The 24,604-nt window shown below is 44.7% G+C and carries 23 protein-coding genes; 9 read left to right on the top strand and 14 right to left on the bottom strand.

The window, feature by feature from the left end; all coding sequences use genetic code 11:
- Window positions 1-117: 117 nt before the first annotated feature.
- The 6 genes from napF to AC3D28_RS16390 all read left to right on the top strand — a co-directional run bounded on the left by napF (window position 118) and on the right by AC3D28_RS16390 (window position 4,733).
- Window positions 118-603: a ferredoxin-type protein NapF gene (napF, locus tag AC3D28_RS16365; protein WP_098414228.1), complete on the top strand. Its 486-nt coding sequence runs from the start codon at window positions 118-120 to the stop codon at window positions 601-603.
- 41 nt (window positions 604-644) lie between these two features.
- Window positions 645-953 carry a chaperone NapD gene (locus tag AC3D28_RS16370; protein ID WP_098414229.1) on the top strand — a complete coding sequence of 103 codons (309 nt, stop codon included), beginning with the start codon at window positions 645-647 and terminating at the stop codon, window positions 951-953.
- Complete coding sequence (gene napA / locus AC3D28_RS16375; protein WP_488536706.1) at window positions 950-3,439, top strand: periplasmic nitrate reductase subunit alpha; 2,490 nt, start codon at window positions 950-952, stop codon at window positions 3,437-3,439. Before AC3D28_RS16370 ends, napA begins: the two co-directional genes overlap by 4 nt.
- 82 nt (window positions 3,440-3,521) lie before the next feature.
- Window positions 3,522-3,977 (top strand): nitrate reductase cytochrome c-type subunit, encoded by a 456-nt coding sequence (locus AC3D28_RS16380; protein ID WP_488536824.1) that lies wholly within the window; start codon window positions 3,522-3,524, stop codon window positions 3,975-3,977.
- A 28-nt stretch (window positions 3,978-4,005) separates the two neighbouring features.
- Entirely contained in the window at window positions 4,006-4,584 is a 579-nt protein-coding gene (locus AC3D28_RS16385; protein WP_488536707.1) for a NapC/NirT family cytochrome c, read from the top strand.
- A gap of 14 nt (window positions 4,585-4,598) precedes the next feature.
- Window positions 4,599-4,733, top strand: coding sequence for a TIGR02808 family protein (locus AC3D28_RS16390; RefSeq protein WP_098414232.1), 135 nt, complete (start codon window positions 4,599-4,601; stop codon window positions 4,731-4,733).
- Window positions 4,734-4,978: 245 nt separating this feature from the next.
- On the opposite strand, the gene phaC is transcribed toward AC3D28_RS16390, so the two are convergent.
- The 9 genes from phaC to AC3D28_RS16435 form a co-directional block, all read right to left on the bottom strand.
- Window positions 4,979-6,754, bottom strand: a complete 1,776-nt coding sequence (phaC, locus tag AC3D28_RS16395; protein WP_488536708.1) for a class I poly(R)-hydroxyalkanoic acid synthase — start codon at window positions 6,752-6,754, stop codon at window positions 4,979-4,981.
- Window positions 6,755-6,819: 65 nt separating this feature from the next.
- Window positions 6,820-7,167 carry a phasin family protein gene (locus AC3D28_RS16400; protein WP_098414234.1) on the bottom strand — a complete coding sequence of 116 codons (348 nt, stop codon included), beginning with the start codon at window positions 7,165-7,167 and terminating at the stop codon, window positions 6,820-6,822.
- Between the two features lie 42 nt (window positions 7,168-7,209).
- Window positions 7,210-8,418 carry an acetyl-CoA C-acetyltransferase gene (locus AC3D28_RS16405; protein ID WP_488536709.1) on the bottom strand — a complete coding sequence of 403 codons (1,209 nt, stop codon included), beginning with the start codon at window positions 8,416-8,418 and terminating at the stop codon, window positions 7,210-7,212.
- Between the two features lie 11 nt (window positions 8,419-8,429).
- Entirely contained in the window at window positions 8,430-9,170 is a 741-nt protein-coding gene (locus AC3D28_RS16410; RefSeq protein WP_098414236.1) for an SDR family oxidoreductase, read from the bottom strand.
- A gap of 1,069 nt (window positions 9,171-10,239) precedes the next feature.
- Window positions 10,240-11,271 carry an L-threonine 3-dehydrogenase gene (tdh, locus tag AC3D28_RS16415; protein WP_488536710.1) on the bottom strand — a complete coding sequence of 344 codons (1,032 nt, stop codon included), beginning with the start codon at window positions 11,269-11,271 and terminating at the stop codon, window positions 10,240-10,242.
- 44 nt (window positions 11,272-11,315) lie between these two features.
- Complete coding sequence (locus AC3D28_RS16420; RefSeq protein ID WP_488536711.1) at window positions 11,316-12,509, bottom strand: glycine C-acetyltransferase; 1,194 nt, start codon at window positions 12,507-12,509, stop codon at window positions 11,316-11,318.
- 212 nt (window positions 12,510-12,721) lie between these two features.
- Window positions 12,722-15,046, bottom strand: coding sequence for a putative bifunctional diguanylate cyclase/phosphodiesterase (locus AC3D28_RS16425; RefSeq protein WP_488536712.1), 2,325 nt, complete (start codon window positions 15,044-15,046; stop codon window positions 12,722-12,724).
- Window positions 15,047-15,064: 18 nt separating this feature from the next.
- Window positions 15,065-15,976: a transporter substrate-binding domain-containing protein gene (locus tag AC3D28_RS16430; protein WP_488536713.1), complete on the bottom strand. Its 912-nt coding sequence runs from the start codon at window positions 15,974-15,976 to the stop codon at window positions 15,065-15,067.
- A gap of 69 nt (window positions 15,977-16,045) precedes the next feature.
- Window positions 16,046-17,452, bottom strand: coding sequence for an aminotransferase class V-fold PLP-dependent enzyme (locus AC3D28_RS16435; RefSeq protein ID WP_488536714.1), 1,407 nt, complete (start codon window positions 17,450-17,452; stop codon window positions 16,046-16,048).
- Window positions 17,453-17,956: 504 nt separating this feature from the next.
- On the opposite strand from AC3D28_RS16435, the gene AC3D28_RS16440 reads away from it, so the two are divergent.
- Together AC3D28_RS16440 and gloA2 are read left to right on the top strand one after the other, a co-directional pair.
- Window positions 17,957-18,886: a LysR family transcriptional regulator gene (locus tag AC3D28_RS16440; protein WP_098414242.1), complete on the top strand. Its 930-nt coding sequence runs from the start codon at window positions 17,957-17,959 to the stop codon at window positions 18,884-18,886.
- A complete protein-coding gene (gloA2, locus tag AC3D28_RS16445; protein ID WP_488536715.1) occupies window positions 18,879-19,262 on the top strand; it encodes an SMU1112c/YaeR family gloxylase I-like metalloprotein in 384 nt (127 codons plus the stop codon). Before AC3D28_RS16440 ends, gloA2 begins: the two co-directional genes overlap by 8 nt.
- 113 nt (window positions 19,263-19,375) lie before the next feature.
- Here gloA2 and AC3D28_RS16450 read toward each other — a convergent pair whose 3' ends face one another.
- Both AC3D28_RS16450 and AC3D28_RS16455 read right to left on the bottom strand, forming a co-directional pair.
- Window positions 19,376-19,765 (bottom strand): cytochrome b562, encoded by a 390-nt coding sequence (locus AC3D28_RS16450; RefSeq protein ID WP_488536716.1) that lies wholly within the window; start codon window positions 19,763-19,765, stop codon window positions 19,376-19,378.
- Between the two features lie 154 nt (window positions 19,766-19,919).
- On the bottom strand, window positions 19,920-20,672 hold the full coding sequence (locus AC3D28_RS16455) for a PHP domain-containing protein (RefSeq protein WP_488536825.1): 753 nt from the start codon (window positions 20,670-20,672) through the stop codon (window positions 19,920-19,922).
- 301 nt (window positions 20,673-20,973) lie between these two features.
- On the opposite strand from AC3D28_RS16455, the gene AC3D28_RS16460 reads away from it, so the two are divergent.
- Window positions 20,974-22,017 (top strand): S1 family peptidase, encoded by a 1,044-nt coding sequence (locus AC3D28_RS16460; protein WP_488536717.1) that lies wholly within the window; start codon window positions 20,974-20,976, stop codon window positions 22,015-22,017.
- Window positions 22,018-22,043: 26 nt separating this feature from the next.
- Here AC3D28_RS16460 and fliJ read toward each other — a convergent pair whose 3' ends face one another.
- From fliJ to fliH, 3 genes are read right to left on the bottom strand one after another with little or no spacing between them, the layout of a single operon-like run.
- Window positions 22,044-22,484, bottom strand: a complete 441-nt coding sequence (fliJ, locus tag AC3D28_RS16465) for a flagellar export protein FliJ (protein ID WP_098414246.1) — start codon at window positions 22,482-22,484, stop codon at window positions 22,044-22,046.
- A gap of 24 nt (window positions 22,485-22,508) precedes the next feature.
- Window positions 22,509-23,855 (bottom strand): flagellar protein export ATPase FliI, encoded by a 1,347-nt coding sequence (gene fliI, locus AC3D28_RS16470; protein ID WP_488536718.1) that lies wholly within the window; start codon window positions 23,853-23,855, stop codon window positions 22,509-22,511.
- Window positions 23,848-24,603 carry a flagellar assembly protein FliH gene (gene fliH / locus AC3D28_RS16475; protein ID WP_488536719.1) on the bottom strand — a complete coding sequence of 252 codons (756 nt, stop codon included), beginning with the start codon at window positions 24,601-24,603 and terminating at the stop codon, window positions 23,848-23,850. Before fliH ends, fliI begins: the two co-directional genes overlap by 8 nt.
- Window position 24,604 lies beyond the last annotated feature (1 nt).

Below are 24,604 nucleotides of genomic sequence, written 5' to 3' on the forward strand. Positions count from 1 at the left end.
CTAAGAGGTATTTATACAAATATGTCAAAAACTACAATTTCATTAACTTTAATGACAGTTTATTAATGAAAGTTGTGGGCTATGCTTAGCTCAGGTTCCAAGTTTCGAGGTGACTAAGTGGTAGATCTTTCCAGAAGAAGGTTCTTTGCAAGAAAAACACTCACCGATAACACCGCGCGTCTGCCTTGGTTAGCCCAACCAGAACGCTTTACGGATGATTGTACACGTTGCGGAAAGTGCATTGATGCCTGTGAAACGAAAATTATAACCAAAAGTGATGGCGGATTCCCGTCAGTCGATTTTTCTATCGATGAGTGCACATTTTGCTATCAGTGTGCCGATGCGTGTCCAGAGCCGCTTTTCTTACCTAAGACAGAGCAACCTTGGCAAGCAAAGGCCAATATTAAAGACTCTTGCTTAGCCAAACAGAATGTCGAATGTCGAAGTTGTGGGGATATGTGCGACCCAATGGCAATCCAGTTCAAGTTAGAGCTAGGAAAAGTAGCACAACCCAATTTAGACCTTGATGAGTGTAACGGCTGCGGCGCCTGTGTTTCTGTGTGCCCGACTTCATCCATCAATGTGAGCAATATAACAGCCTAAGTCGTATGTCGTCGATCAAAGGCAATAAATGAGAGAGCTATATGTCGCTAAACGAAGTGCATATTTCAAGTCTGGTCGTACACGTACTGCCAGAGCACCTAGATGACATCAAAAAACAGATTGAAGCACATGAAAATGCAGAAATCTACGGTGACAGTCCAGAAGGCAAAATCGTGGTGGTACTTGAAACCAAGAATCAAGGATTCATCACTGACACTATCGATGCCATTAATAATTTACCGAATGTCTTGAGCACAGTATTGGTCTATCACCAAATCGAAACTGCGCTTGAAGAAACAGATGAAGAAGACACTAGAACACCACATTCCCAAATCGAGGGTGAAGTATGAAAATGACAAGACGTGCGTTTGTGAAAGCAAACGCAGCTGCATCAGCGGCTGCTGTCGCAGGTGTGACACTACCAGCATCCGCTACCAACTTGATTGCAAGCTCTGATCAAACCAAGATCACATGGGACAAAGCACCTTGTCGTTTCTGCGGTACTGGTTGCTCTGTTCTTGTTGGGACTCAAAACGGCAAAGTAGTAGCAACACAAGGTGATCCAGAAGCCCCAGTAAACAAAGGCTTAAACTGCATTAAAGGTTATTTCCTTTCTAAGATCATGTACGGTCAAGACCGTTTAACTCAACCTTTACTGCGCATGAAAAATGGCAAATATCATAAAGAAGGGGATTTCACTCCCGTCTCTTGGGATGACGCTTTTGATATCATGGCCGAAAAATGGAAAGCCTCCCTCGAGAAAAAAGGCCCGACGAGCGTTGGTATGTTTGGTTCTGGTCAATGGACCGTGATGGAAGGTTACGCCGCCTCTAAAATGATGAAAGCGGGCTTTCGCTCTAACAATATCGACCCAAACGCACGTCACTGTATGGCGTCAGCAGTAGTGGGCTTTATGCGGGCTTTTGGTATTGATGAACCAATGGGCTGTTATGACGACTTCGAGAACGCAGATACATTCGTTCTTTGGGGATCAAATATGGCAGAAATGCACCCCGTTTTGTGGACTCGTATTACTGACCGTCGATTAAGCTACCCTCATGTGAAAGTAAACGTACTTTCTACTTACTACCATCGTTCATTTGAGTTAGCAGATCACGGCTACATTTTTAACCCACAGTCTGACCTCGCGATTGCTAACTACATCGCAAACTACATCATTGAAAACGATGCTGTGAATTGGGACTTTGTGAATAAACACACGAACTTTACCCAAGCAGACACCGATATCGGTTACGGCCTGCGTGACGATGACCCGCTTCAAACAGTTGCGAAGAACCCGAACTCTGGCAAATTGACATCAACCTCTTTCGAAGAGTACAAACAATCAGTCGCGCCATACACGGTAGAAAAAGCGTCTGAGATCTCTGGTGTTGAAAAAGAAAAGCTGATCGAGCTTGCAAAACAATACGCGGATCCAAACACCAAAGTGATGTCGCTGTGGACTATGGGTATGAACCAACATACTCGCGGTGTGTGGATGAACAACTTGGTGTACAACCTTCACCTACTAACAGGTAAGATTTCGACTCCAGGCAACAGCCCATTCTCACTAACGGGTCAGCCTTCCGCTTGTGGTACGGCACGTGAAGTTGGTACTTTTGCGCACCGTTTACCAGCAGATATGGTGGTAGCAAACCCTAAACACCGTCAGATTGCAGAGAAGATCTGGAAACTACCTGAAGGTACTATTCCACCAAAACCCGGCTTCCACGCCGTACTACAAGACCGTATGTTGAATGACGGCGTTCTGAACTGTTACTGGGTGCAATGTAATAACAACATGCAAGCAGGCCCGAACATCAATGCCGAACGCATACCTGGTTACCGTAACCCAGAGAACTTCATTGTGGTTTCTGACCCTTATCCTACCGTAACAGCGCAAGCGGCTGACCTTATCCTGCCAACGGCAATGTGGATTGAGAAAGAAGGCGCTTACGGTAACGCAGAGCGTCGTACTCAAGCTTGGTACCAACAAGTTGATACGGTTGGCGAAGCCAAATCTGACTTATGGCAAGTCATGGAATTCTCTAAACGCTTCAAGATGGAAGAAGTATGGCCCGAAGATCTCTTAAACAAAGCGCCTGAACTGCGCGGTAAAACCATGTTCGACGTACTCTACCAAAATGGTAACGTTGACAAATTCCCTGTTGAAGAAGCACGCACGTTGAATGATGAATCTCACCATTTCGGCTTCTACGTACAGAAAGGCCTGTTCGAAGAATACGCAACGTTTGGCCGCGGTCACGGTCACGACTTAGCACCTTACGATGTCTACCATACTGTCCGTGGTCTGCGTTGGCCTGTTGTTGATGGTAAAGAAACACTATGGCGCTTTAAAGAAGGGTCAGATCCATACGCAAAAGCAGGTTCAGGTTGGGATTTCTACGGTAATGCAGATGGTAGAGCAAAGATTATCTCAGCGCCATACGAAGCGCCACCAGAGGTGCCAGATGCCGAGCACGATTTATGGCTATGTACCGGACGGGTTCTTGAGCACTGGCACACAGGCACCATGACACGCCGTGTCCCTGAACTGTACAAAGCAGTACCAGATGCGGTGTGTTATATGCACCCAGAGGATGCAAACGCACGTAACGTTCGCCGCGGTGAAGAGGTGTTGATTGCCAACAAGCGTGGTGAGGTTCGCGTTCGTGTTGAAACCCGCGGTCGTAATCGTCCGCCAAAAGGTTTGGTCTTCGTACCGTTCTTTGATGCTCGTATTTTGATTAATAAGCTTATCCTTGATGCAACTGACCCACTGTCCAAACAGACAGACTTTAAGAAGTGTCCGGTCAAAATCACTAAGGTTGCTTAACCTTCAAATATCGACTGCTAAGGCCGTCATTACACGGCGGCCTGATAAAGAATTTAAGCCATAAAGGCGGAGAGATGAAATGATGAAAAAATTACTTGTCGCACTTTTATCTGTAGGTGCTTTAGTGACAGGCATTGCGCAAGCTAAGTTGGATAACCCTGGCGGCATTGGTGGACTAAAGTCTCTACGTGGAATGTCCCAACTTGAAGAAACACGCCCAGCAGATGAGTTCAAAGACTTCCCGAAAGATCAAATTGTTGAAGATAGCTTTGTTTATCAACCACCATTGATTCCACACAGTATTCGTCACTACGAAGTGTCTTTGAATGCGAATAAATGTCTTGCGTGTCATAGCTGGAAAAATGCCAAAGAATCAGGCGCCACAAAAATCAGCGTAACTCACTACGTTAACCGAGAAGATGCAGTATTGGCAGATATGTCTCCCCGCCGATACTTCTGTTTACAATGCCACGTTCCACAAACTAATGCTCAGCCATTAGTGGAAAACAAGTTTGAGGCAGTTGATTCGCTTCAGTAATTGAAACGCGAGTACTAAGAGGTTATTTATGAAAATACTTAAAGCGTTTTGGAAAAGACTGAAAAGCCCGAGTAAAGCCGCTGCAGGCGTGGTTTTATTCCTTGGTTTTACCGGCGGTCTGCTGTTCTGGGGCGCATTCAACACGGGTATGGAAGCGACCAATACCGAAGAGTTCTGCTCGGGGTGTCACGCACCAATCGTTGCAGAAATCAAAGAAACAATTCATTACTCTAACCGCTCAGGGGTTCGAGCCATTTGTTCAGATTGTCACGTTCCTCATGAATGGACCGATAAAATTGTACGTAAAGTTCAGGCGTCTAAAGAGCTGTTTGCTCATTACGTTCTGCGTACTATCGATACACCAGAGAAGTTCCAAGAACGTCGTGGTTATCTTGCTGAGCGAGAGTGGGCACGGATGAAGAAGAACGATTCTCTTGAATGTCGAAACTGTCACGAGTTCGATTACATGGACTACTCCCAGCAGGGTTCTCGTGCCGCAGAACAACACTCAACGGCACTGGCTTCTGGTGAGAAAACCTGTGTGGACTGTCACAAAGGTATCGCGCACAAATTACCAGACATGAGCGGCGTTGAAGGCTGGCATTAAGAAGGAGACTAACCATGAGTACATTCGAATCTGTGATTTGGCATATCCTTGGATACAGTGCCATGCCAGTCATTATTCTTTCCGGTTTTGTGGCAGTAGCAGCAATCTCTCTCTGGCTATTGTCATTCGGTAAGGATAAAGAGGTGTAACTTAGCCGTTAATACACCTCTCCCCCGTCAACTTTGCCTATTTGTTGACAAAAAAGCGCTGAGTATTCACTCGGCGCTTTTCTTTTTATATTTAGAGGCCACGAGAGTCGTCTGGTTCATATGTGCGACAGTGGTCATTAATCTGAAGTTGGGATAATTAAAGCGTATTGCCTCGTCTCACAACTGGTTAGCTATAAAAAAAGCGGCCATGTCGACCGCTAACGTTTACTACTATAGGGAGTTGTTTAAGACTCTTTTATTGGCAGAACCTGCTTAACATATTGTCCAGGTGCCTCATCAATTACTGGGTGGCTTTCCGACCCTGTAGAGAACGGTTCTAACTGCTCTTTGGGATTAAATTGTAGTAACCATTCGTCCCAATGAGTCCACCAAGAACCTTCTTTATGCTCAGCATTATTTAACCACTCCTCAGCAGAATCATCTAGGGTATCATTCAGCCAGTAACCATATTTATTTTTCGCCGGAGGGTTCACAATACCCGCAATGTGACCTGATTCACCAAGAACAAATGTCTTGTTACCGCCAGTGTTAAGTGCACCACGATAAGTCCCTTGCCATAACGCAATATGGTCTTCTTTAGTGGATACAAAATAGCTAGGAATTTTGATCTTGTTGAGATCAATCCATACACCACCAATTTTCACCCCTTTGTCTTGCACCAACTTATTCTCAAGATAGAGCTCACGAAGCAAGAAGTTATGGCTGGCAGCGCTTACGTTCGTGCTATCACTGTTCCAGTACAACAAGTCAAAATCTACGGGGCTATTGCCTTTAAGGTAATTGTCCACATAGTAGTTCCAGTACAAGCTGTTTTCGCGCAGTAGGCTGAACGTCACACTTAAGGAACGACCATCCATATACCCTTTTGCGTTGTTTTGCGCCTCTATAGCACCAACAATAGTGTCATTAATGTATGCTCCGACTTCTCCTGGCTGAGAGAAATCTAATAGCGTCGTAAAGAATGTGGCCGACTTAATACGCTTTTTCATTCGTTTCGCGGCGTAGTACGCAACCGTACTCGCGAGAACGGTACCACCAATACAATAACCCGCAGCGTTGATCTGTTCTTGTCCAGTGATATCTTCAATTGCAGCAACAGCCTTCACCACTCCTTCTGTAACATAATCGCCAAACTCCACATGCGCTTGTGCCTTTCCAGGGTTGCGCCATGAGATCATGAATACGCTGTGACCTTGTTCTAGCAGCCATCGAACCATCGAGTTTTTTGCGGTTAGATCGAGAATGTAATACTTATTGATGAAAGGCGGGACGATAAGCAGTGGTGTGGCATTCACCTTTTCCGTTAAAGGACGATATTGGATCAGCTCAAAAAGCTCATTCTTAAACACTACGTCACCAGCGGTGGTAGCCACATCCTCACCCACACGGAAAGCGTTATTGTTAGTCATTCGCACTTTCAAAATATCCGCACTTGACTCAACGTCCTCTTTCAACTGCTCTAAGCCAGCAAGTAGATTTTGGCCATTCTGCTCAAGTGTCAACTTTAAAAGTTCAGGGTTCGTTGCGATGAAATTCGAAGGGGACAGTGCATTGATGGCTTGACGAGAAAAGAAAAGAATACGTTCCTTTGATTTTTCATCCAAGCCCTCTAGCGACTCGATGGTGTCTAGATAAGTCTTACTGAATAACAGGTAGGATTGCTTGATAAAGCTGTACATCGCTTCATTTTGCCACGCTTCGTTTGAAAAACGCTTATCGCCTTTTTCGGCTTCAATGACTTGAGTTTGGTTACCAGCTAACGCCACATTCTGCCAAATTTGTAACTGTTGTTCCCACCACTCTGCTTGTAGTTTCAAAATCGAAGCAGGTTGATTCGCAGTTTGTTCGAACAGCTTAGCAGCGTCCTCAAAGTTCACTTCTTGCATGGCCTTGTTTAAAGGAGAATTCACGACTGCCTTGTTGACTTCGAAATCATGCCACCATTGTTGATTGGTTTGTTGAAGCTTCACAAGATAGTCCGAAAAGAAGTGCTGAAACATAGTCTTACTCCTATATTCGGAAAAAACAACGCCGCCCAAGCTTAGGGCGGCGAGAATCGGACAAATTACACTGGAGTAACAGTCTTTAGATTTTCCGAAGTCATTTTCTCAACGTCTTCTTTGAATTCTTTTGCAATAGATTGCAGCTTATTGCTGTCATCCATCATTTGTTGAGAAAGTTTAGTAAGTACGCTTAGTTGCTGGCTATTGAAAGCCGTAAGAGAAGCCACATCTTTGATTTCTGACGCTGCCTTCATTTGGTTCATACCTAATTCACTGTAAGTGCGAATTGCGTTCAGTTGAAGTTCGGTAAGCACTTCTACGTTTTTCGTTACTAGCTTATTGAACTTCAAGTATGGTTCTAGATTCTTTTCAGTTTGATCGCTAAATGTTTTGAAGAAATCAGTGTACATTGTGTATCTCCTAGATAAATTTGAAAATGTCCGTTTAAATAATTACTTAACTGCTTTTATAACCACAGCCGTCCCCATGCCGCCGCCTACACAGAGTGATGCGACACCATATTGACCATTTTGCTTTTGAAGTTCATGAACAAGCGTAACCAGAATTCGGTTACCAGAAGCCCCGAGTGGATGACCCAGTGAAATCGCCCCGCCATTAACGTTCGCTTTGTCTTTAATTTCGTTCACCGGAACTTGATTCGTCTCAGCTAACTTGTGAATTACCCCAAGTGCTTGCGCAGCGAACGCCTCATTCAGTTCATAAACATCAACATCGTTGGTAGTGAGATCTACTTTTTGTAACGCCTTATTCACCGACTCAACAGGCCCAAGCCCCATAACTTGTGGGTCAATGCCAGACTGCGCATAGCTCACAACCTCTGCGAACGGTGTTAGTCCATGAGTTTGAACCGCACTTTCAGAAGCCACAATAATCGCACTCGCCCCATCATTAATGCCTGACGCGTTCCCTGCCGTGACTGTACCCTCACGGTCAAATGCAGGGCGCAACTTACTCAAGTTTTCTAACGTTGCATTAGGTTTCGGGTATTCGTCCGTCTCGAACAGAACGGTTTCGCGACGCTGTTTTACTTCTACTGGCACAATTTCATTTTTGAACTTGCCCGCTTCAATAGCTGCTACCGCTTTTTGTTGGCTCGCGAGCGCATATTCATCTTGCTGTTCACGCGTAAGGCCAACTTCTTTCGCTACGTTTTCTGCTGTTACGCCCATGTGATATTGATTAAAAACGTCGGTTAACCCATCAGCAACAAGTAGGTCTTTAAGTTCCATATTGCCCATTTTATTGCCATCACGAATGCTACTTGGCGCAGCGAATGGGATTTGTGACATCACTTCTACACCTGCCGCGACAACGATCTGTGCATCGCCACTGCGGATATGCGTCACCGCATCCATCACGGCTTTCATGCCACTGCCACACACCATATTCACGCCGTAAGCAGGAACGGACTCTGGAATCCCAGCGAACAAAGCAGCCTGACGTCCAACGCCCATACCTTGTCCTGCACTGACGACATTACCGACAATCACTTCATCAATGTTGTCACCAAGTAATTTGGCCGCTTCTAGTGCGCCTTTAATTGCGACCGCTGCGAGGTTGCCAGCAGACGTATTCTTTAAGCTTCCACCAAATGCACCAATCGGAGTACGTTTTGCGGCAACGATATATACTTTTTCCATCTTATCTCTCCTTACTGCATATATAAGCCGCCGTTCACCGACAATGTCTCACCAGTGATATAAGCTCCCGCATCACTCACCAAGAAACTGACAGATGATGCAATTTCTTCTGGCGTCGCAAGACGCTTCATTGGGATTTGGTTTGTGATCGACTCAAGGACTTCTGGTTTCATTTGCTCGACCATTGGCGTACCGGTATAACCCGGAGCAATGACATTGACGGTTACACCAGATCGAGCACCTTCGTAAGCTAATGCTTTAGAAAAACCAATCATCCCAGCTTTAGCTGCTGAATAGTTAGCTTGCCCAAACTGCCCTTTAAGACCATTAACGGAGGAGATATTGATGACACGACCACCGCCCTTTTCGCACATTGCGGCAAATAGTGGTTGCGTGACATTGAATAAACTATTGAGGTTGGTATTAATGACGTCATTCCAAGCTTGCGCTGTCATCTTTTTAAACACGCCATCACGAGTGATACCTGCATTGTTAATAACTACATCAATGGTTCCCTCTTCCTCAAGCAATTGCGCTAGCTTTTCAGCACACTCATCAGTGTTAGTGATGTCCAAGCCAAAAAGGCGAACCTGATCTTTAGTAAATTCTTTACTGTTGAACCACTCCAACGCGCAGTCATAACTCCCTGTAGAATAAGTAGCAATTACACGGTAACCGTCATTCACTAATTGAGAGGAAATAGCAGAACCAATTCCGCCTTTTGATCCAGTGATCAAAGCGACTTTATTCATTAAAGACTCCATTCTTTACGGCATTTAAAGCAAACTGAATACATGGTAAATACATTCACCAATTAATAACGTATTTATTTGTTTTTTAGCAACAAGTCCTAAGATGCTTATTATTTAAGTTAACTCACAAATCTTACATTTCAAATAAAACGCGAATACATTTACATAAGGTTGATTGAGATCTCGTTACGCATGAAATGTTATAAAATAGTTAACGCTTCATAAGCTATTGTTTTTAAATAACTCACTTAAAAACAATCTTGTCAAAAAAATCACTTATCTACTTTATATCAGAGACTTAATCTCAATCCTCTCCCGTTACATCATCTCATGACTTACGGTACACTCCCTCACTTAAGGTATACCCTTAGAGAAGGGCTAGAATAATGATTCAAACTGAATAAAAACCATTATCATCGGTATGATTTCATTACTACCTTAATAACTAGAAAGTTATTAAAATAAATAATTTAATTCGTGAAAAACGAAAAATATATAAATTTTAAGATATTTAATTTATATAACGACAACGTATGACGTATCTTGCTGGCTTAAAGCGCACGACTATGAAAAATGAATTAAAGTATCATTTAATTTTATTTAATTATCCGAATGCTTTTAGTTAAAAACCTTATTGAATAAATAAAGACACAGGCCGTTCTCTTACTATCCAATCTCTCATTCAACTTCTAATTGGCGTGCCTCACTCGCTGAACATTGCTACGGCTCAAATATTTTTCGTGGAGGGCGTAGGAGTGGGCCCACTGATTTTGTGTCAGCACGGTGTACGTTATGTGGCTTTTAGAGGTGTCTATTTATGGAGAATTTGGTGTGAATGGTAACGCAACTGAAAGGTTAAATCAGCGTGATGATTTGCGTAGTCATAAAATAGATACGTCATTGAACTACTGCTTTCGCCTCCCATCTTAAAGACTCCAAATCGCTTTTAAGATGAGGAAAGGCAGTCGTTTCGGGGGACATCATCGTGCCTAAGAAATAATGAAGGTGCTTCATTCTTGAGAATTAAGCACCTTCAACGGTTGCAGTTAGTAACACACTTTATTAATGGTTATTCCCAGTCTAGGATAACTTTGCCAGACTGACCGCTACGCATAACGTCAAAGCCTTGTTGGAAGTCATCAATCTTGTAATGGTGCGTGATGATTGGCGTCAGATCCAGACCCGATTGAATCAATGAGGCCATCTTGTACCAAGTTTCAAACATTTCACGGCCATAGATACCTTTAATCACCAGACCTTTGAAAATCACTTGGTTCCAGTCGATACCCATGTCTGATGGCGGAATACCAAGTAAGGCGATACGACCGCCGTGGTTCATCGTCGCGAGCATTGAGTTAAACGCTGATGGGTTACCAGACATTTCTAGACCTACGTCAAAGCCTTCTGTCATGCCTAGCTCTGCCATTACGTCTTCTAGTTTCTCTTCCGCTACGTTAACTGCGCGCGTAACGCCCATTTCACGTGCAAGACCTAAGCGATACTCGTTGACGTCGGTGATCACTACGTGGCGAGCACCGACGTGCTTCGCAACTGCTGCCGCCATGATGCCGATTGGCCCAGCACCAGTAATAAGCACGTCTTCACCGACAAGATCAAAAGAAAGCGCGGTATGTACTGCGTTACCAAACGGGTCAAAAATAGACGCGAGATCATCAGAAATCTCACCGGGGATCTTAAACGCGTTAAACGCAGGGATCACAAGGTACTCTGCGAACGCACCTTCACGGTTTACACCCACACCGATCGTGTTGCGACATAGGTGAGTACGGCCGCCACGACAGTTACGGCAGTGACCACAAGTGATGTGACCTTCACCAGATACACGGTCACCGATTTCAAAGCCACGAACTTCCTGACCAATCGCAACTACTTCACCCACGTATTCGTGACCAACAACCATAGGTACTGGAATGGTTTTTTGTGACCATTCGTCCCAATTATAAATGTGTACGTCGGTGCCACAGATTGCGGTTTTCTTAATTTTGATCAAAATGTCATTGTGACCAATTTCTGGCTTCTCAACCTCGGTCATCCAAATGCCTTCTTCAGGCTTTAGCTTTGATAACGCTTTAATTTTCATAATGTAACCTTAACTAAAGGCCCTAGTTCCTAGGACCTGAAACCTTAAATAAGACCCATGTCCTTACCAACTTCGATGAACACATCAATTGCACGGTCTAACTGTTCACGTGAGTGTGCCGCTGACATTTGAGTGCGGATACGCGCTTGACCTTTTGGTACGACAGGGAACGAGAAGCCGATTACGTAAATACCTTTTGCTAACGCACGCTCAGCAAACTCTGCTGCGACTTTTGCATCACCTAGCATGATTGGGATGATTGCATGGTCAGCGCCACCCATGGTGAAACCTGCCGCTTCCATACGAGTGCGGAAGTGCGCGGCATTTTCCCAAAGACGATCACGTAGATCGCCGCTCTCTTCTAATAGATCTAGAACGCGGATAGACGCACTGACAATTGCAGGCGCGACAGAGTTAGAAAATAGGTATGGACGAGAACGCTGACGTAGCCAGTCAATCACTTCTTTCTTGCCAGACGTATAACCGCCGGATGCACCCCCCATCGCTTTTCCAAGCGTACCGGTAATGAGGTCAATACGGTCGACCACATTGTGGTATTCATGTGTCCCTGCACCCGTTTTGCCCATGAAGCCAACCGCGTGAGAGTCATCAACCATGGTCAGTGCGCCGTATTTTTCAGCTAGGTCACAAATAGCCGGAAGGTTCGCAACTACGCCGTCCATTGAGAACACGCCGTCAGTAACAATAAGAATGTGGCGTGCGCCCGCTTCTTTAGCTGCGACCAATTGTTGCTCAAGCTCTTGCATATTGTTATTTGAGTAGCGGAAACGCATTGCTTTACAGAGGCGTACACCATCGATGATTGACGCATGGTTTAATGCATCAGAAATAATAGCGTCTTCTTTCCCTAGTATCGTTTCAAATAAACCAGTGTTTGCATCAAAACATGAGGTGTAAAGAATCGTGTCTTCTTTACCCAGGAACTTAGACAACTTCTGCTCGAGCTCTTTGTGGATGTTTTGAGTACCACAAATAAAACGAACTGATGCCATACCAAAACCGTGCTCGTCCATTCCAGCTTTACCTGCTTCAATAAGCGCAGGATGGTTAGCAAGGCCCAGATAATTATTTGCACAAAAGTTAAGGACTTCTTCACCGCTAGCGATTTTCACAGCGGCTTGTTGTTGAGATGTGATAACACGCTCGGCTTTATAAAGACCTTCAGCCTTCACTTCTTCAATTTGCTGCTGAATCTGTTGGTAAAATGCAGAAGACATTTGAAATTCCTTCCTGGTTGTTGTGGCGAGTGTTTACTCGTTCCGAATTTGATTGAGCCTTTATGTGACGGGCATCACAGGCTATCGTTTATCAATTAAGTGTAGTGTAATTCAAGGGGAGGAAAACGATTATACCTCAAAGTGGAAAAGCATTAGTGAATCTGAAGCACGAATCTAAATAATGCTTTTCTATGAGATTGTAACAAAAGGATTTATCGCCAAGTTGGTTGCTTGAGTAAAGCTTCAAACTCCTTCGCTGGCACTGGTCGACTATAATAGAAACCTTGGCCGAACTCACAATTTAGCTCATTGAGGTAATCCACATGGCTAGACTCTTCAATGCCTTCTGCAATGATTTTTAAATTCAACGCCTTTGCCATCGCAATAATCACGTTAACCAACTCGCGGTCTGAATCATTCTCAAAAACATTCTGCAAAAAACTACGATCTATTTTAAGACGGTCGAATGGAAACTTCTGCAAATAACTGAGCGCCGAGTAGCCTGTGCCAAAGTCATCAATCGTCAACTTGGTTCCCAGTGCGCGTAAGTTATTTAACATGTCTAACAGCTCTAAATCATGGTTAAACAGCAAACTCTCCGTGACCTCAACATCGAACTTATCGGCAGAAAGACCCGACTCCGTTAGACTTTGTTTAATGAACGCAAGCAAACGTTCACAGTAACGGAACTGGACACTAGAAAAGTTCACCGATACAAAAAGAGGCGTGATCGTCTGCCATTGTGCCACTTGATAACACGCTTGCTGAATCGCAAATTCACCGACCTGGTGAATGAGACCGTTTTTCTCTGCAATAGAGATAAACTCTTCAGGGTTCACGAACCCATACTTCTCATCATTCCAGCGCATGAGGGCCTCTGCCCCAACAATCTTACCGCTGTTTAACTCAATGATCGGCTGATAATACAATTCGAGTAACTGGCTGGAAATAGCGTTGCGCAGTCGACTTTCTAAATCCAAATAACGCTGTAGGTTTTGGTTCATGTTGTAATTGTAAAAGCAGAACGCATCACGTCCATCTTGTTTCACTCGATACATAGCCATATCAGCGCAAGCAAGTAACTGCTCCGCATTATCGCCGTCATCAGGGAAAACAGACATTCCAATGCTGCTACTTAGGAAAAACTCATGATTATTCCACACAAACGGGTGGTTAAATGCTGACAACACGCTTGAAGCGGCACGTTTAGCCGTATCATTATCATGTAAGTCTGGGATAACCAATAGGAACTCATCACCGCCAATTCGAGCCAGTAAATCTGTTTTTCTCGCCACTTGGTGCAGTCGCTGTGCGCTCAGTTTAAGGATCTCGTCGCCGACCAAGTGACCCATGGAGTCATTAATCTGTTTAAAGTGATCCAAGTCGATGAACATCACCAGCACTTTAGAACCGCTGCGAGCGGCGCGAATAAGCTCTAACGTCAATCGCTCTGAACCATGGCTACGATTCGGTAAATTCGTAAGAGTGTCGTATTTTGCTTGGAAGGCGAGTTCTTTTTCGGAAGCTTTTCGACGTTCGATTTCGTTAGTTAATTTTTTATTCTGTTGAGAAAGAATATCTTTTCTTTTTTTCGCTTCTTCAAGTTTAATTTTTAATTCAATACGATTATTATTTGCAATAAATGCATAGCACAAAGCAATAACAATCATAATGGCAAGAATACTTAATCCGAGGATGAAAAGGCGAGAAGTAAAAACATCTCTTTCACTTAAGGGCTCGAACCAAGCCATTAGTTTTAAATGATGTCGCTCGACTGGAACTTCAAAGTATATTTTACCTTCCAGCTCATACGATGATAAATGATTCTCACCTTGATTCATCGTAGCGCTTTTATTGAAAGAATCCCACACCACCATATTGACATCATGTATCTTTAGCATCATGCGACTATAGCTGTCTTCGTGCTCTTGCTTGGTCAATTGTTCAATAACGACACTCTTATTAATATCGGCGATTAAAAAGGCAACCGGCTCGTCAGAGAAATTAACTTGCTTAATGACTTGAATACTCACTTCGTCATTGTCACGAGTAGCACAGACCTCTTGTGGCTGACCATCGTCTGTCATGAAGTTATTAATATTAACGTTCTGAGGAGTGTCAGAACCCGTAGTGGCAATGATCGCGCCATCATTACCCACTAGTGTTAACTTATTGTAAATATAGCGATTATTAATTAGCTTTTTATCAATTTTCTCATCAAAACGACGCTGCAAGTTGATCAGGCTCGCACCTAACCCATACTCCATTGACATTCCAGAAGCTAAATTAGCGAAAAAGGTTTGCACTGTTTTATCGGTTGATAAGTTATCGATATCTTCACTGGCGATAGTAAAGAGATTATCTAGTGTGCTTGCATAACTCTTTACTTTTAAATCCAACTCTCTATATTGAGAATCTTTTAACTTATTTTGTCCAAGACTCGTTACCACAATAAGCATGGCCAAATAAATGGAAACCAATATTGCGCTTATTGTTATAATCTTCCTACTCGATATTTTCTTAACAACCTTTCTCATCAATTCTTCTTACTATTTCTATATAAAATAATCGTTATAAAAGTAATAAATGGATGGGTAGTGTTTTTTTACTAAACTTTCATACGTCCCATCTTTTTTAATCGCATCTAAATACCGATCAAATGCGTTGCGTAATTTTGGAGAGCTTTTACGAAATGCAACAGCCATTCTTTGATTTTTAGATACCGGGCCAATGACTTTTATTTCACCAGGCCACTTCTCTAATGCGATCAAAGTATCAGCGACGTCCAACAGCGTACTTTCTGCATCATTCTTCATGATCGCGGGCACCATCTCATTCAGAAGACGAGCGCCATCCGGCAATATGACTTCTGCGCCAGTGTCATATAGATCATAAAGGTTAGGGTCAAGGCAAGAATGTTCCAGTGCTAAGACTTCTCGCCCATCAATGAGCTGCTTAACGGCTTTAATATCTTCATCCACTGAACCACTCGGAGCGATGGGGCTCAACGTTGAATCGGTTCTGGACACTAGCCAAACGCCTGACGGGAAATAATCTTGTGAGAAGTCTACAACCTCAGCTCGCCAATCAAGAATAGTAACCCCGTTTGCAATTAAGTCGCCTTCTATGGGGACGCGTTTTCCTAACACTGCTCGTTTATTTTGGTATCGAACATCTTGGCCAGTCAGCTTGCTTACCATATTGCTCCACTGTGCTGGGACGTATTCGTACCTCACACCTAACGACTGAGCAAAGCCTTTAACTATGTCGACATCTAAACCCGTCAGTGTTTGAACCTGACCTTGTTCAATATAAGAAACAAAATTGGCATAAGGTACACCGATATGGCGTAACACTCCGTTCTCGCGGATCTGTTGTAAGTCACCTGACCAAGCTGCAAAAGACATAACAGAGACCGTCATTATTGACATTGCTGCTAGGGCTCGCTTGAGTGTTTTGACTGACATAGTAAATATCCTTACCTTTCACAAAACGCCCATAACCATAAATGGGCGCTTTAGTGATAAACAACGCTCTTAGAACGAATAGTACAAGTTTGTAATGGCCTCAACTAGCCCTTCAACTTCTCGTTCGTCATGGAACAAGTGGGTTGAGATACGCAAAGCGTATGTATCATAGCTATCATCTTTATGTAGCTTAAAACTTGTCGTGCGGATGATGTAACCATACTCTTCTCGTAGGCGGTCTCGAAACTCGGTCAAAATCTCTTCATTGGTCACGTCATAAAATGGGTTAAACGTAGTTAATCCACTGGCTAGACCGTCCACATTGGGGGAAAATCGTTGAGCATGTGGTAGAGACTCTTGAAGCAACGTTTTACATTGACTTCCTAAACTAAGGATGCGTTCTTGAATACGGTCGCGCCCAATTTCGTCCCACATTTTGCAGCTATCAACCAGCGCTTGTTTGGCAGGGTAATTGTCATTACCGACATACTGCATTTGTAACTGTTTACCTAAATAATCTGCGTGTGAAAGTGAAGAGTTAATCAACCATAGCGGGTTCTGTCGGTCACTCCAGTATTCATTCAAGCGGTTAGCATTATCACGCACGTATAAAATACCAGTGGCACCAGGCCCACATTGCCACTTGTGACCAGAACCTGCATAGAAGTCACAGTCGAGATCGTGGAAGTCGAGATCCAACATACCTATGGTATGCGCACCATCAACCAAAGTAGGAATGTTGTGCTCTCTTGCTAGAGAACAAATCGCCTTCGCTGGTAAAGTCGTACCTGTCTTATAAGTGATGTGAGAGAACATGATCAAACGTACATTTTGATACGCTTCAATCACTTCTCTAAACGCTTGAATGTAGTCTTCTTCTGAAACATCTTCTGTTCCGGTGAAGATGGGAAGCTGAATTTCAACCACGTTCACACCAAAACGGTGTTTGGCGATGTGCATAGGAGAAGTCGCGGCGATGTGTTCATGATGAGTGGTTAAAATGACATCGCCCGGCTCGAAGTGCAGACCATTGATGATGGAACATAGCCCATCGGTTGTGTTGCGACTCAATACAATTTCTTCTGGGTTAGCGCCAAAGCCCGGAGCCACTTCTTTGACCATTTCTGAAACATGTGGCCAAGCGCCAAATTTACCTTTCATGTCCCAAGGGTATTTTGCCACCAACTTATTGTTATACTCATATTCCTCAAGCACTTGCTTTGGCATTGAGCCAGTAGTACCAATATTCATGTAAGTCGTGCGTTTGTCCAAAACGAACTGTTTTTGCACTTTACGCCAAAAGTGCTTATCGTGTTGTTTACCTAGCCTGCGGCTGCTCCAGTCAATTTTCTGTTCTCGTGCTTGAGCCACGCCAGAGAAAGCGGAAGCACTCACACCAGCAACAACTGCACCGGTTGCGCTTTTCAGAAAATGACGGCGGCTGTGATTAGTTTGAATAGATTCCTTATTGTTCATCTTTTTTCAATCCTTGTTGAAGTTAGCCATATTATTAGTTTTTAAGTGCGTAACTACCTGTTACTAAAACAGTATTAACCATTACAATTAGAAATGAACTCTTCCCACACCATTTAGTGATTTTAATTCCAGATTTCATTTGTCTTGATGATACTAGCAACACTTCATATGCTATCATGTGCTTATTAGTGTCTGCATTAAAGTACTTATACGATGATTATACCAATCGTCGTTAATAACGGCTGAGCTTGCCTTGTTAATACACTCGATCACGGTGTGGTGATTTTTGATTGTGGGGTAACTACTTACCGAAGAATTCCATCTTGCTCCCAAGCACTTTCCCAACACTATATCTGCTCATGAAACCGTTAAAGAGATACCACTCAGGCGAGTCTGTTATGGATGAGTTCTCACAAAATATCGCTAAAGCGAGACAAGCACACTTGAACTCGGCGAAGTCGTGCCAGACAATACCCTCCTTCTGCTTCGTAGAACTAAGTATTTATGGTTAATCCAAAACTCATCGCGCTGCTTCCCGATCTCGCGTCATTTATCTTAGTGGTGAATGAAGGCAGTTTTACCGCTGCCGCAAAAAAGCTTAGGGTGACGCCATCGGCATTGAGTAAGCTGATCACCCGCTTAGAGAAAGCACTCTCAGTCAAGTTGTTTGAGCGAACCACACGCAAACTGCTTATCACTCAAGCAGGACAAAAGGTGTATGACCAAAGCATTGCCATGGTGAACGCAGCTCAGCAAGCCGTGGAACTGTCGGCAGAGGATCACACCGAGCCAACTGGCGCACTGACAGTGGCCGCTCCAGAGGCATTCTTAAACTCGGTTCTTCAGCCGTTTGTGTTGCCATTTCTGGAGTGTTATCCAAATATTCAGCTCAAACTGCGTGCGGCTGATGGCGAAATCGACTTATTTCGTGAAGGCATTGATGTGGCATTCAAGCTGACCGACAAGCCAGACGAAAATTTAGTCTTAAAAGAGATCAGCAAGACCAATCTCGTGTTATGTGCCTCACCGGATTATCTCACTAAACACGGCACGCCAAAGCATCCGACTCAGCTTGAACAGCATGATTGTATCTACCTAGCAGAAAACGACAAAGACAACATCTGGTCGTTCTTTAAGGAAGAAGTCTTTCACTCAATTCCAGTCAGTGGTCGCTATGCCGTCAACCACTCTCAAATGCGTTTACATGGCGTAAAAGCAAGCTTGGGGATCGGCATCTTCCACGACTTTGTCATTAAAGAAGCGCTAGAACGTGGTGAAGTGGTTGAAGTATTGTCTGACTGGATGATCAAGAGCAATTATCACGGCGCTATCGCGATGCAATACGCACAAACCAAGTATATGCCAGCACGCTTACGGGTATTTATCGATTTTGTTAATCAGCATTTAGTCTCAAAGGAAAGCCACCATGTTTAACGCTATTCATCACGTCGCGATCATTTGTAGCGACTACCCAACGTCTAAACGCTTTTATACCGAAGTGCTAGGGCTGAAAATTATTGCAGAAAACTACCGCACAGCACGAGACTCTTACAAACTTGATCTTGCCTTACCGGATGGTAGCCAAATAGAACTATTCAGTTTCCCTAACGCACCAGAAAGACCAAGCTTTCCAGAAGCGCAAGGCTTACGCCATCTTGCTTTCCAAGTTGAAGATGTCGAGCAGGTGAAGCGCTATTTGGAAGTTGAAGGGGTGGTTGTAGAGCCGATTCGCATGGATGAGTTTACTGGCAAAGCCTTCACCTTCTTTCAAGATCCAGACGGCTTGCCATTGGAGTTATACCAAAAATAGTGAATCGTGATGGAGAGTCGAAAGACGCATTGCCAGACAAGCAAAAGCCCGCAGAGCTGCAGGCTGATGATGTATTTTATACTGCTCTTTAAGCAATCGAGTTTGCGTGGTGGTTAACCAAACAACTTACTCCAGATGCTTGGATTACGCTTATCGTGGTACTCTTCACGCAGGCTGTCAATTTCACGTAATTGCGCTTTGGCCTCCGGCAGATGTCCTGCATCCAAGTCAGCTTCAATTTTTTCAAGCTTCACTGACAGTTTGTTAAATCCTTCTAGGTAAATATCAAACTTTTCTGGTGGGTAGTGACCTCGCTTTGATTGCTCAACAATCGCTTGCAAGCTTTCAATGGCAGATTTCATGGTTGCCACATCCGACGCTTCCGCCGCTTGTTTGAATTCCATTTTCATCTGCTTCATGTTCTGTTTTAAATCTACCGCTTCCGCCATCGCATATGTTGAGCCAAATGCAATCGCACACCCTAGAACGAAAGGACGTAACATTTTTACTTCTCCAATTTTAGTACCGAATTCTGTGTCGGCTTTGTTTACCCAAATCACCCACAATGTAAAGCCTTACAAGTGGGTGATCGGTCTATTTCCGGGTCGCAGTGTAATGTAATCTCACGCTGGGTGCATACCTAAAATATCATCCCGTTTATGCGCTACGAATACCTTCATACTCGGCAATAGGCTTGCGGCCTCGGAGTGCTAAGAAAGACAAAAACTGCTGAGCGGTGTGAGTAATGACTTTCTCACTATTAATTCCGATGCTGTCCATCAATTCACCAACCAAGTCAAGGTTACCCACATCGTGACAAAAATGGGCATCACTGCCCGTCGTAAAGAACACATCGAGTTCTTTGCCAATACGTGCAATGTCATAACAACGATCGACACTGCCTACTCGACTGTTACCTTTGAGCGTGGTGTTATTGATTTCAATCGCAACGTTATGTTCTTTTGCGCATTCTAAAACCGCTTGAAAATCGAAGTCGAAGTTTGGATTCCCCAAATGCCCGAGCGCATCAACACGACCATCTTTAATCACATTGAGCAATGCTTCAGTATGGGTTTCTTTGTTCGCAGGCCGAAAAACGGGCTCATGAAAACTGGCGATCACCCAATCTAGATTGCGATCAACGCTTAACGGAAGGTCAATATCGCCTTCCGTACTGAGGATGTTCGATTCCACACCACGAATAACCGCGATCCCATCCAGAAAACGAGGCAGAATTTTTTGGTTAGAGAAAAACCAATAGTGAGGCGCGCCCGGCATCGACTCCGCATGGTCGGTCGTACAGAACATATCTAAACCGTTCTCTTTGGCCAATTTCGCGTTTTCAATCAAAGTACTATACGCATGCCCACTGGCGTACGTGTGTGTATGGGTATCAACCTTAAATTCCATCATCCATTCTCTTAGTGCGCTGTTTGAGTGTTATTGTATACCCTCACACCACCACCCGTCAGCCCAGTATTCGCCTAAAAATCTAACCTGGTTCTTTACTGAGGGGAGTCGCTACTCGCCGCCTAGGTGCACTGTTCACCCACCACACAAGATCAGCTTGAGGCGTTGTCTTTGTTAGGTTCTTGTTTTCAGGCAGCATTCCGTTAATAGCTTCACCTCAACAAAGAAATCATTTTGTTGAACACATTCAGTGGAAAATGAGTATAAAATAGAGGAATTATTTTTTACTCAAGGACGATATATGACGTTGCATCAAACTTTAATCAGTGCGTTTTGTTTGGTAGCTCCAATATCGGGTATCGCTGCAGACCAAGCAACGGGCTCTGAACCAGAACTCTCAGCTGCCATCATTGGCGGCCAACCCACCGCTACGAATCAATTGCCTTTTTTCGCGCGGGTCATCCTGCATAAAACTGGGGTCAATCAATTTGCCAACATCTGTGGTGGTAGCATTGTCAACGACCGTTTCATTTTAACCGCGGCTCACTGTGTTGAACCGAGTGTTTTTACTGAAGAATGGACAACCAATGACCTGCGAATATTAGTCAAAAACCCGACAATGAACGATGTGTTTGTGGAAGAATTTAAAGACGTTCGCACCATCACGATTCACCCAGATTATGTGCCTAGCAATTTATGGATTAATGACATCGCCATCCTTGAATTGACTCGCCCTATCACCGATAACGTGCAATCTATTACTTTACCGCAAGACTTTGGTGACTACAGCAGCGCGGCGGTTTACCAGATATTCGGGTTAGGACAAACCTCAACGAGCGATAAAACAGGGCCGGACTATTTGCGCTGGGCTGAAGTAAAGCCACTCACCGATCCCCAGTGTGACTCGCTTGTGGATGGGTTTAACGCTCAAGAAAGCTTATGTGCCAATGGTTTCCCCGACCGCAGCTATACTGGGGTATGTAGTGGCGACTCCGGTGGTCCTCTCACCTACCAAGATAATAATGGGGTGTATCAACAAATCGGTATTGTCAGTTATGGCTCATCCATGTGCGAATCCCCCTCTCTCCCGAGTGTATTTACGGAGATTTTGAACTACACATCTTGGATTACAGCGCAGACGAGTTCCGGGGTTAAGACCAGCTATAACGCGCTCTTAGCACGTTCGGAAGATTACCATAGCGAAGGTGACTCTGGCTTTGAACCTGTAGATACCGACACATCTGGCTTTGGTAACAACGGTAACAGTGGCGGTGGTGCCCTCGGCGCAGGGTTGATTATGCTTGGGGGCTGGTTTGGTTGGTTAAGACACCGCCGAGGTCGGTAGCGTTACAAGGTGTATGAGGCGCGCCATTATAATGTTTTGCGTTTAACGCGAGAATTGATGATGTCTTCTATCAGCTTTTGTTCTTTTTTTGCTTTTTCGTAACTCTGTTTTTTACGCCATCGTTCAAGCACTTTTTCTAGACCTTGAACACGAGCATGCTTGTGTTCTAACTTTTTTTGTACAGACGCGCACTCTGCTTGCATCACCGCTTGTTCATGTTCATGGTGATGGAGCATTTTTTGTAGCATTTGATCGACGCGATTGACGTTCATCAACGTAGCGCTGGTGAGCGTTGGTACGGAACGTGCCGATTGTCCAGCGTGACCTTTCAAGGCAGACAACTGCTCTAGCTGCATCGATAGGTGGGAGTGACGCTGACGCATCGCATCGAGTTGCTGACCCACTCTATCACGCTGTTTTTCTTCCATTAATCGCAGCTTACCGACGGCTTGTATTTTGGCTTTCATTTCAGCGTCATCACACCCATTTGATTATGCACTTTTAAATAGCTGCGCCAACTCAGTTAAACTGGTTGGGTAATCCACCGATTCATTCGCTGCTTGTTGCAGGTACGCACGCAAGTTCGGATACATTGCAACCGCTTGGTCTAACTCAGGATCTTGTCCTGGCTGATAGCCTCCTAGAGGCAGCAATTCTTTTACCTGCAGATAGTTGGAATATATCTGGCGAAAGTTATTCGCAATCGTGCTGTGTGCTTCCTCCGCACACGTACTCATACAACGACTTATCGACGCGTTAATGTCAATCGCTGGGTAATGCCCTTGCTCGGCTAATTGACGAGATAAAACGACATGCCCATCCAAAATCGCACGCGCCGAATCGACAACCGGATCTTGTTGATCATCGCCTTCAGCCAAAACCGTGTAAATTGCCGTTAAGCTGCCGTGTTCATTTTCACTATTACCTGCACGCTCTAAAAGCTGAGGGAGCACACTGAATACGGATGGCGGATAACCACGAGAAGCAGGAGGCTCACCCATGGAGAGAGCAATTTCGCGTTGTGCTATTGCATACCGTGTTAATGAGTCCATCAGTAACAAGACATCTTTTCCTTGATCGCGAAAATACTCTGACACTCGGTGGCAAAGCAATGTTGCTCTTAAGCGCATCAGTGGCGATTCGTCTGCGGGGGCTGCGATAATGATGGCTTTTTGGCGTGCTTCGGGGGTTAGGTTACGCTCAACAAATTCACGCACTTCTCGACCCCGCTCACCAATAAGACCAACCACAATCACGTCTGCTTCGGTGTTCTTAGTGATCATGCCCATCAGGACACTTTTACCGACACCACTGCCTGCCATTAAACCAATCCGCTGACCTTTACCAACCGTAAGTAACCCATTAATTGCGCGTACGCCTACGTTGAGTGGTGTATCGACGGGACGACGCCTCAGAGGGTTAATCGGTTTGGGTTCCAGTGAAACACGGTCTCCCCCTTTTAGCGGCGCACCATCATCCAAGGGTTCACCTAAACCATTCAGTACACGGCCTAACCACTGAGTACTCAGCTGCACGGTGCTGTCGCCATCCAGAGGAATCACCTTTGCACCAGCAAATAACCCGCCTAAACGGCGAATAGGCATAAGGTACGCAATGGTATGATCAAAGCCCACAACTTGGGCCTCGATCATATCGCCTTCTGCCGTTTCCACTAAGCACCGTTGTTCGAGCTTAAAACGGCAGCCGACAGCTTGCAGCATCAAGCCGTTCACTTTTATCAAGCGCCCCGTCACTCGAGCGATGGGGATGGAATCAAGCGACGCCAGTGCATCGCTTAATCGCTCATTTAATAGATCATGGCTAAGGGTGTTACTCATACTCTGGCTCAACCTGCGCAATACTCACTTCATCCAAAAGATGCTGTTTGACGTTATCCATGCACGCCTCTAAGCGTGAATCACAACTGGCGTCCGCCTCTGCATCATCCGTTACCAATTGGCAGCCGCCAATCGGCAACTGCGCATTCGCAACCAGTTTCCATGACTGCGGCAGATCCGCATTGACTTGAGTGATCCGCTCTAAATCTTGCGGATTCAAATGCACCGTGACCGTTTCTGCTTTACCTGGCATCGCGGACAAGGTTTCATCGACCAAAGCGAGGATCTGTTGCGGCATCAAGGTTAACTCAGCACGAACCACCTGCTGGGCCACCTTTTGTACCAATTCGCAAATCATATGACGTTGCTGTTGCTCTTTTTCATCTTGCCAACGAGACAGTGCATGAAAAAGCTCGTTCACAGGTTTCGCCGCTTCTAAGAAGTTTTGCTTTCCTGACTGCTCACCAGACACAAAGCCTTTCTGGAAGCCTTCTTTCTGACCATCTAACAAGCCTTGCTGCTTGCCCTGCTCGATACCTTGGCGTAAGCCTTCTTCATGGCCTTGTTGTAACCCTTGTTGAAAGCCCGCCTCAAGTTGCTGTTGAATATCAACTTGAGGCTCTTGTCTGCCCTGATTATCCGAACCAAACTCGTTATCTATTTCCGTCGGTTTCGCCAGCGGTGGAAATCGATGTAATCGATACCCACTCGGCGGCAGCCGCATGATGCTTGATTTTGTCTCTGACATG

The organism is Vibrio sp. TAP-3B (assembly GCF_057784735.1).

Coding starts and splice junctions, on each gene's coding strand:
- AC3D28_RS16370 (WP_098414229.1), top strand. CDS start 645: ATGTCGCTAAACGAAGTGCATATTTCAAGTCTGGTCGTACACGTACTG.
- napA (WP_488536706.1), top strand. CDS start 950: ATGAAAATGACAAGACGTGCGTTTGTGAAAGCAAACGCAGCTGCATCA.
- AC3D28_RS16380 (WP_488536824.1), top strand. CDS start 3,522: ATGAAAAAATTACTTGTCGCACTTTTATCTGTAGGTGCTTTAGTGACA.
- AC3D28_RS16385 (WP_488536707.1), top strand. CDS start 4,006: ATGAAAATACTTAAAGCGTTTTGGAAAAGACTGAAAAGCCCGAGTAAA.
- AC3D28_RS16390 (WP_098414232.1), top strand. CDS start 4,599: ATGAGTACATTCGAATCTGTGATTTGGCATATCCTTGGATACAGTGCC.
- phaC (WP_488536708.1), bottom strand. CDS start 6,754: ATGTTTCAGCACTTCTTTTCGGACTATCTTGTGAAGCTTCAACAAACC.
- AC3D28_RS16400 (WP_098414234.1), bottom strand. CDS start 7,167: ATGTACACTGATTTCTTCAAAACATTTAGCGATCAAACTGAAAAGAAT.
- AC3D28_RS16405 (WP_488536709.1), bottom strand. CDS start 8,418: ATGGAAAAAGTATATATCGTTGCCGCAAAACGTACTCCGATTGGTGCA.
- AC3D28_RS16410 (WP_098414236.1), bottom strand. CDS start 9,170: ATGAATAAAGTCGCTTTGATCACTGGATCAAAAGGCGGAATTGGTTCT.
- tdh (WP_488536710.1), bottom strand. CDS start 11,271: ATGAAAATTAAAGCGTTATCAAAGCTAAAGCCTGAAGAAGGCATTTGG.
- AC3D28_RS16420 (WP_488536711.1), bottom strand. CDS start 12,509: ATGTCTTCTGCATTTTACCAACAGATTCAGCAGCAAATTGAAGAAGTG.
- AC3D28_RS16425 (WP_488536712.1), bottom strand. CDS start 15,046: ATGAGAAAGGTTGTTAAGAAAATATCGAGTAGGAAGATTATAACAATA.
- AC3D28_RS16430 (WP_488536713.1), bottom strand. CDS start 15,976: ATGTCAGTCAAAACACTCAAGCGAGCCCTAGCAGCAATGTCAATAATG.
- AC3D28_RS16435 (WP_488536714.1), bottom strand. CDS start 17,452: ATGAACAATAAGGAATCTATTCAAACTAATCACAGCCGCCGTCATTTT.
- AC3D28_RS16440 (WP_098414242.1), top strand. CDS start 17,957: ATGGTTAATCCAAAACTCATCGCGCTGCTTCCCGATCTCGCGTCATTT.
- gloA2 (WP_488536715.1), top strand. CDS start 18,879: ATGTTTAACGCTATTCATCACGTCGCGATCATTTGTAGCGACTACCCA.
- AC3D28_RS16450 (WP_488536716.1), bottom strand. CDS start 19,765: ATGTTACGTCCTTTCGTTCTAGGGTGTGCGATTGCATTTGGCTCAACA.
- AC3D28_RS16455 (WP_488536825.1), bottom strand. CDS start 20,672: ATGGAATTTAAGGTTGATACCCATACACACACGTACGCCAGTGGGCAT.
- AC3D28_RS16460 (WP_488536717.1), top strand. CDS start 20,974: ATGACGTTGCATCAAACTTTAATCAGTGCGTTTTGTTTGGTAGCTCCA.
- fliJ (WP_098414246.1), bottom strand. CDS start 22,484: ATGAAAGCCAAAATACAAGCCGTCGGTAAGCTGCGATTAATGGAAGAA.
- fliI (WP_488536718.1), bottom strand. CDS start 23,855: ATGAGTAACACCCTTAGCCATGATCTATTAAATGAGCGATTAAGCGAT.
- fliH (WP_488536719.1), bottom strand. CDS start 24,603: ATGTCAGAGACAAAATCAAGCATCATGCGGCTGCCGCCGAGTGGGTAT.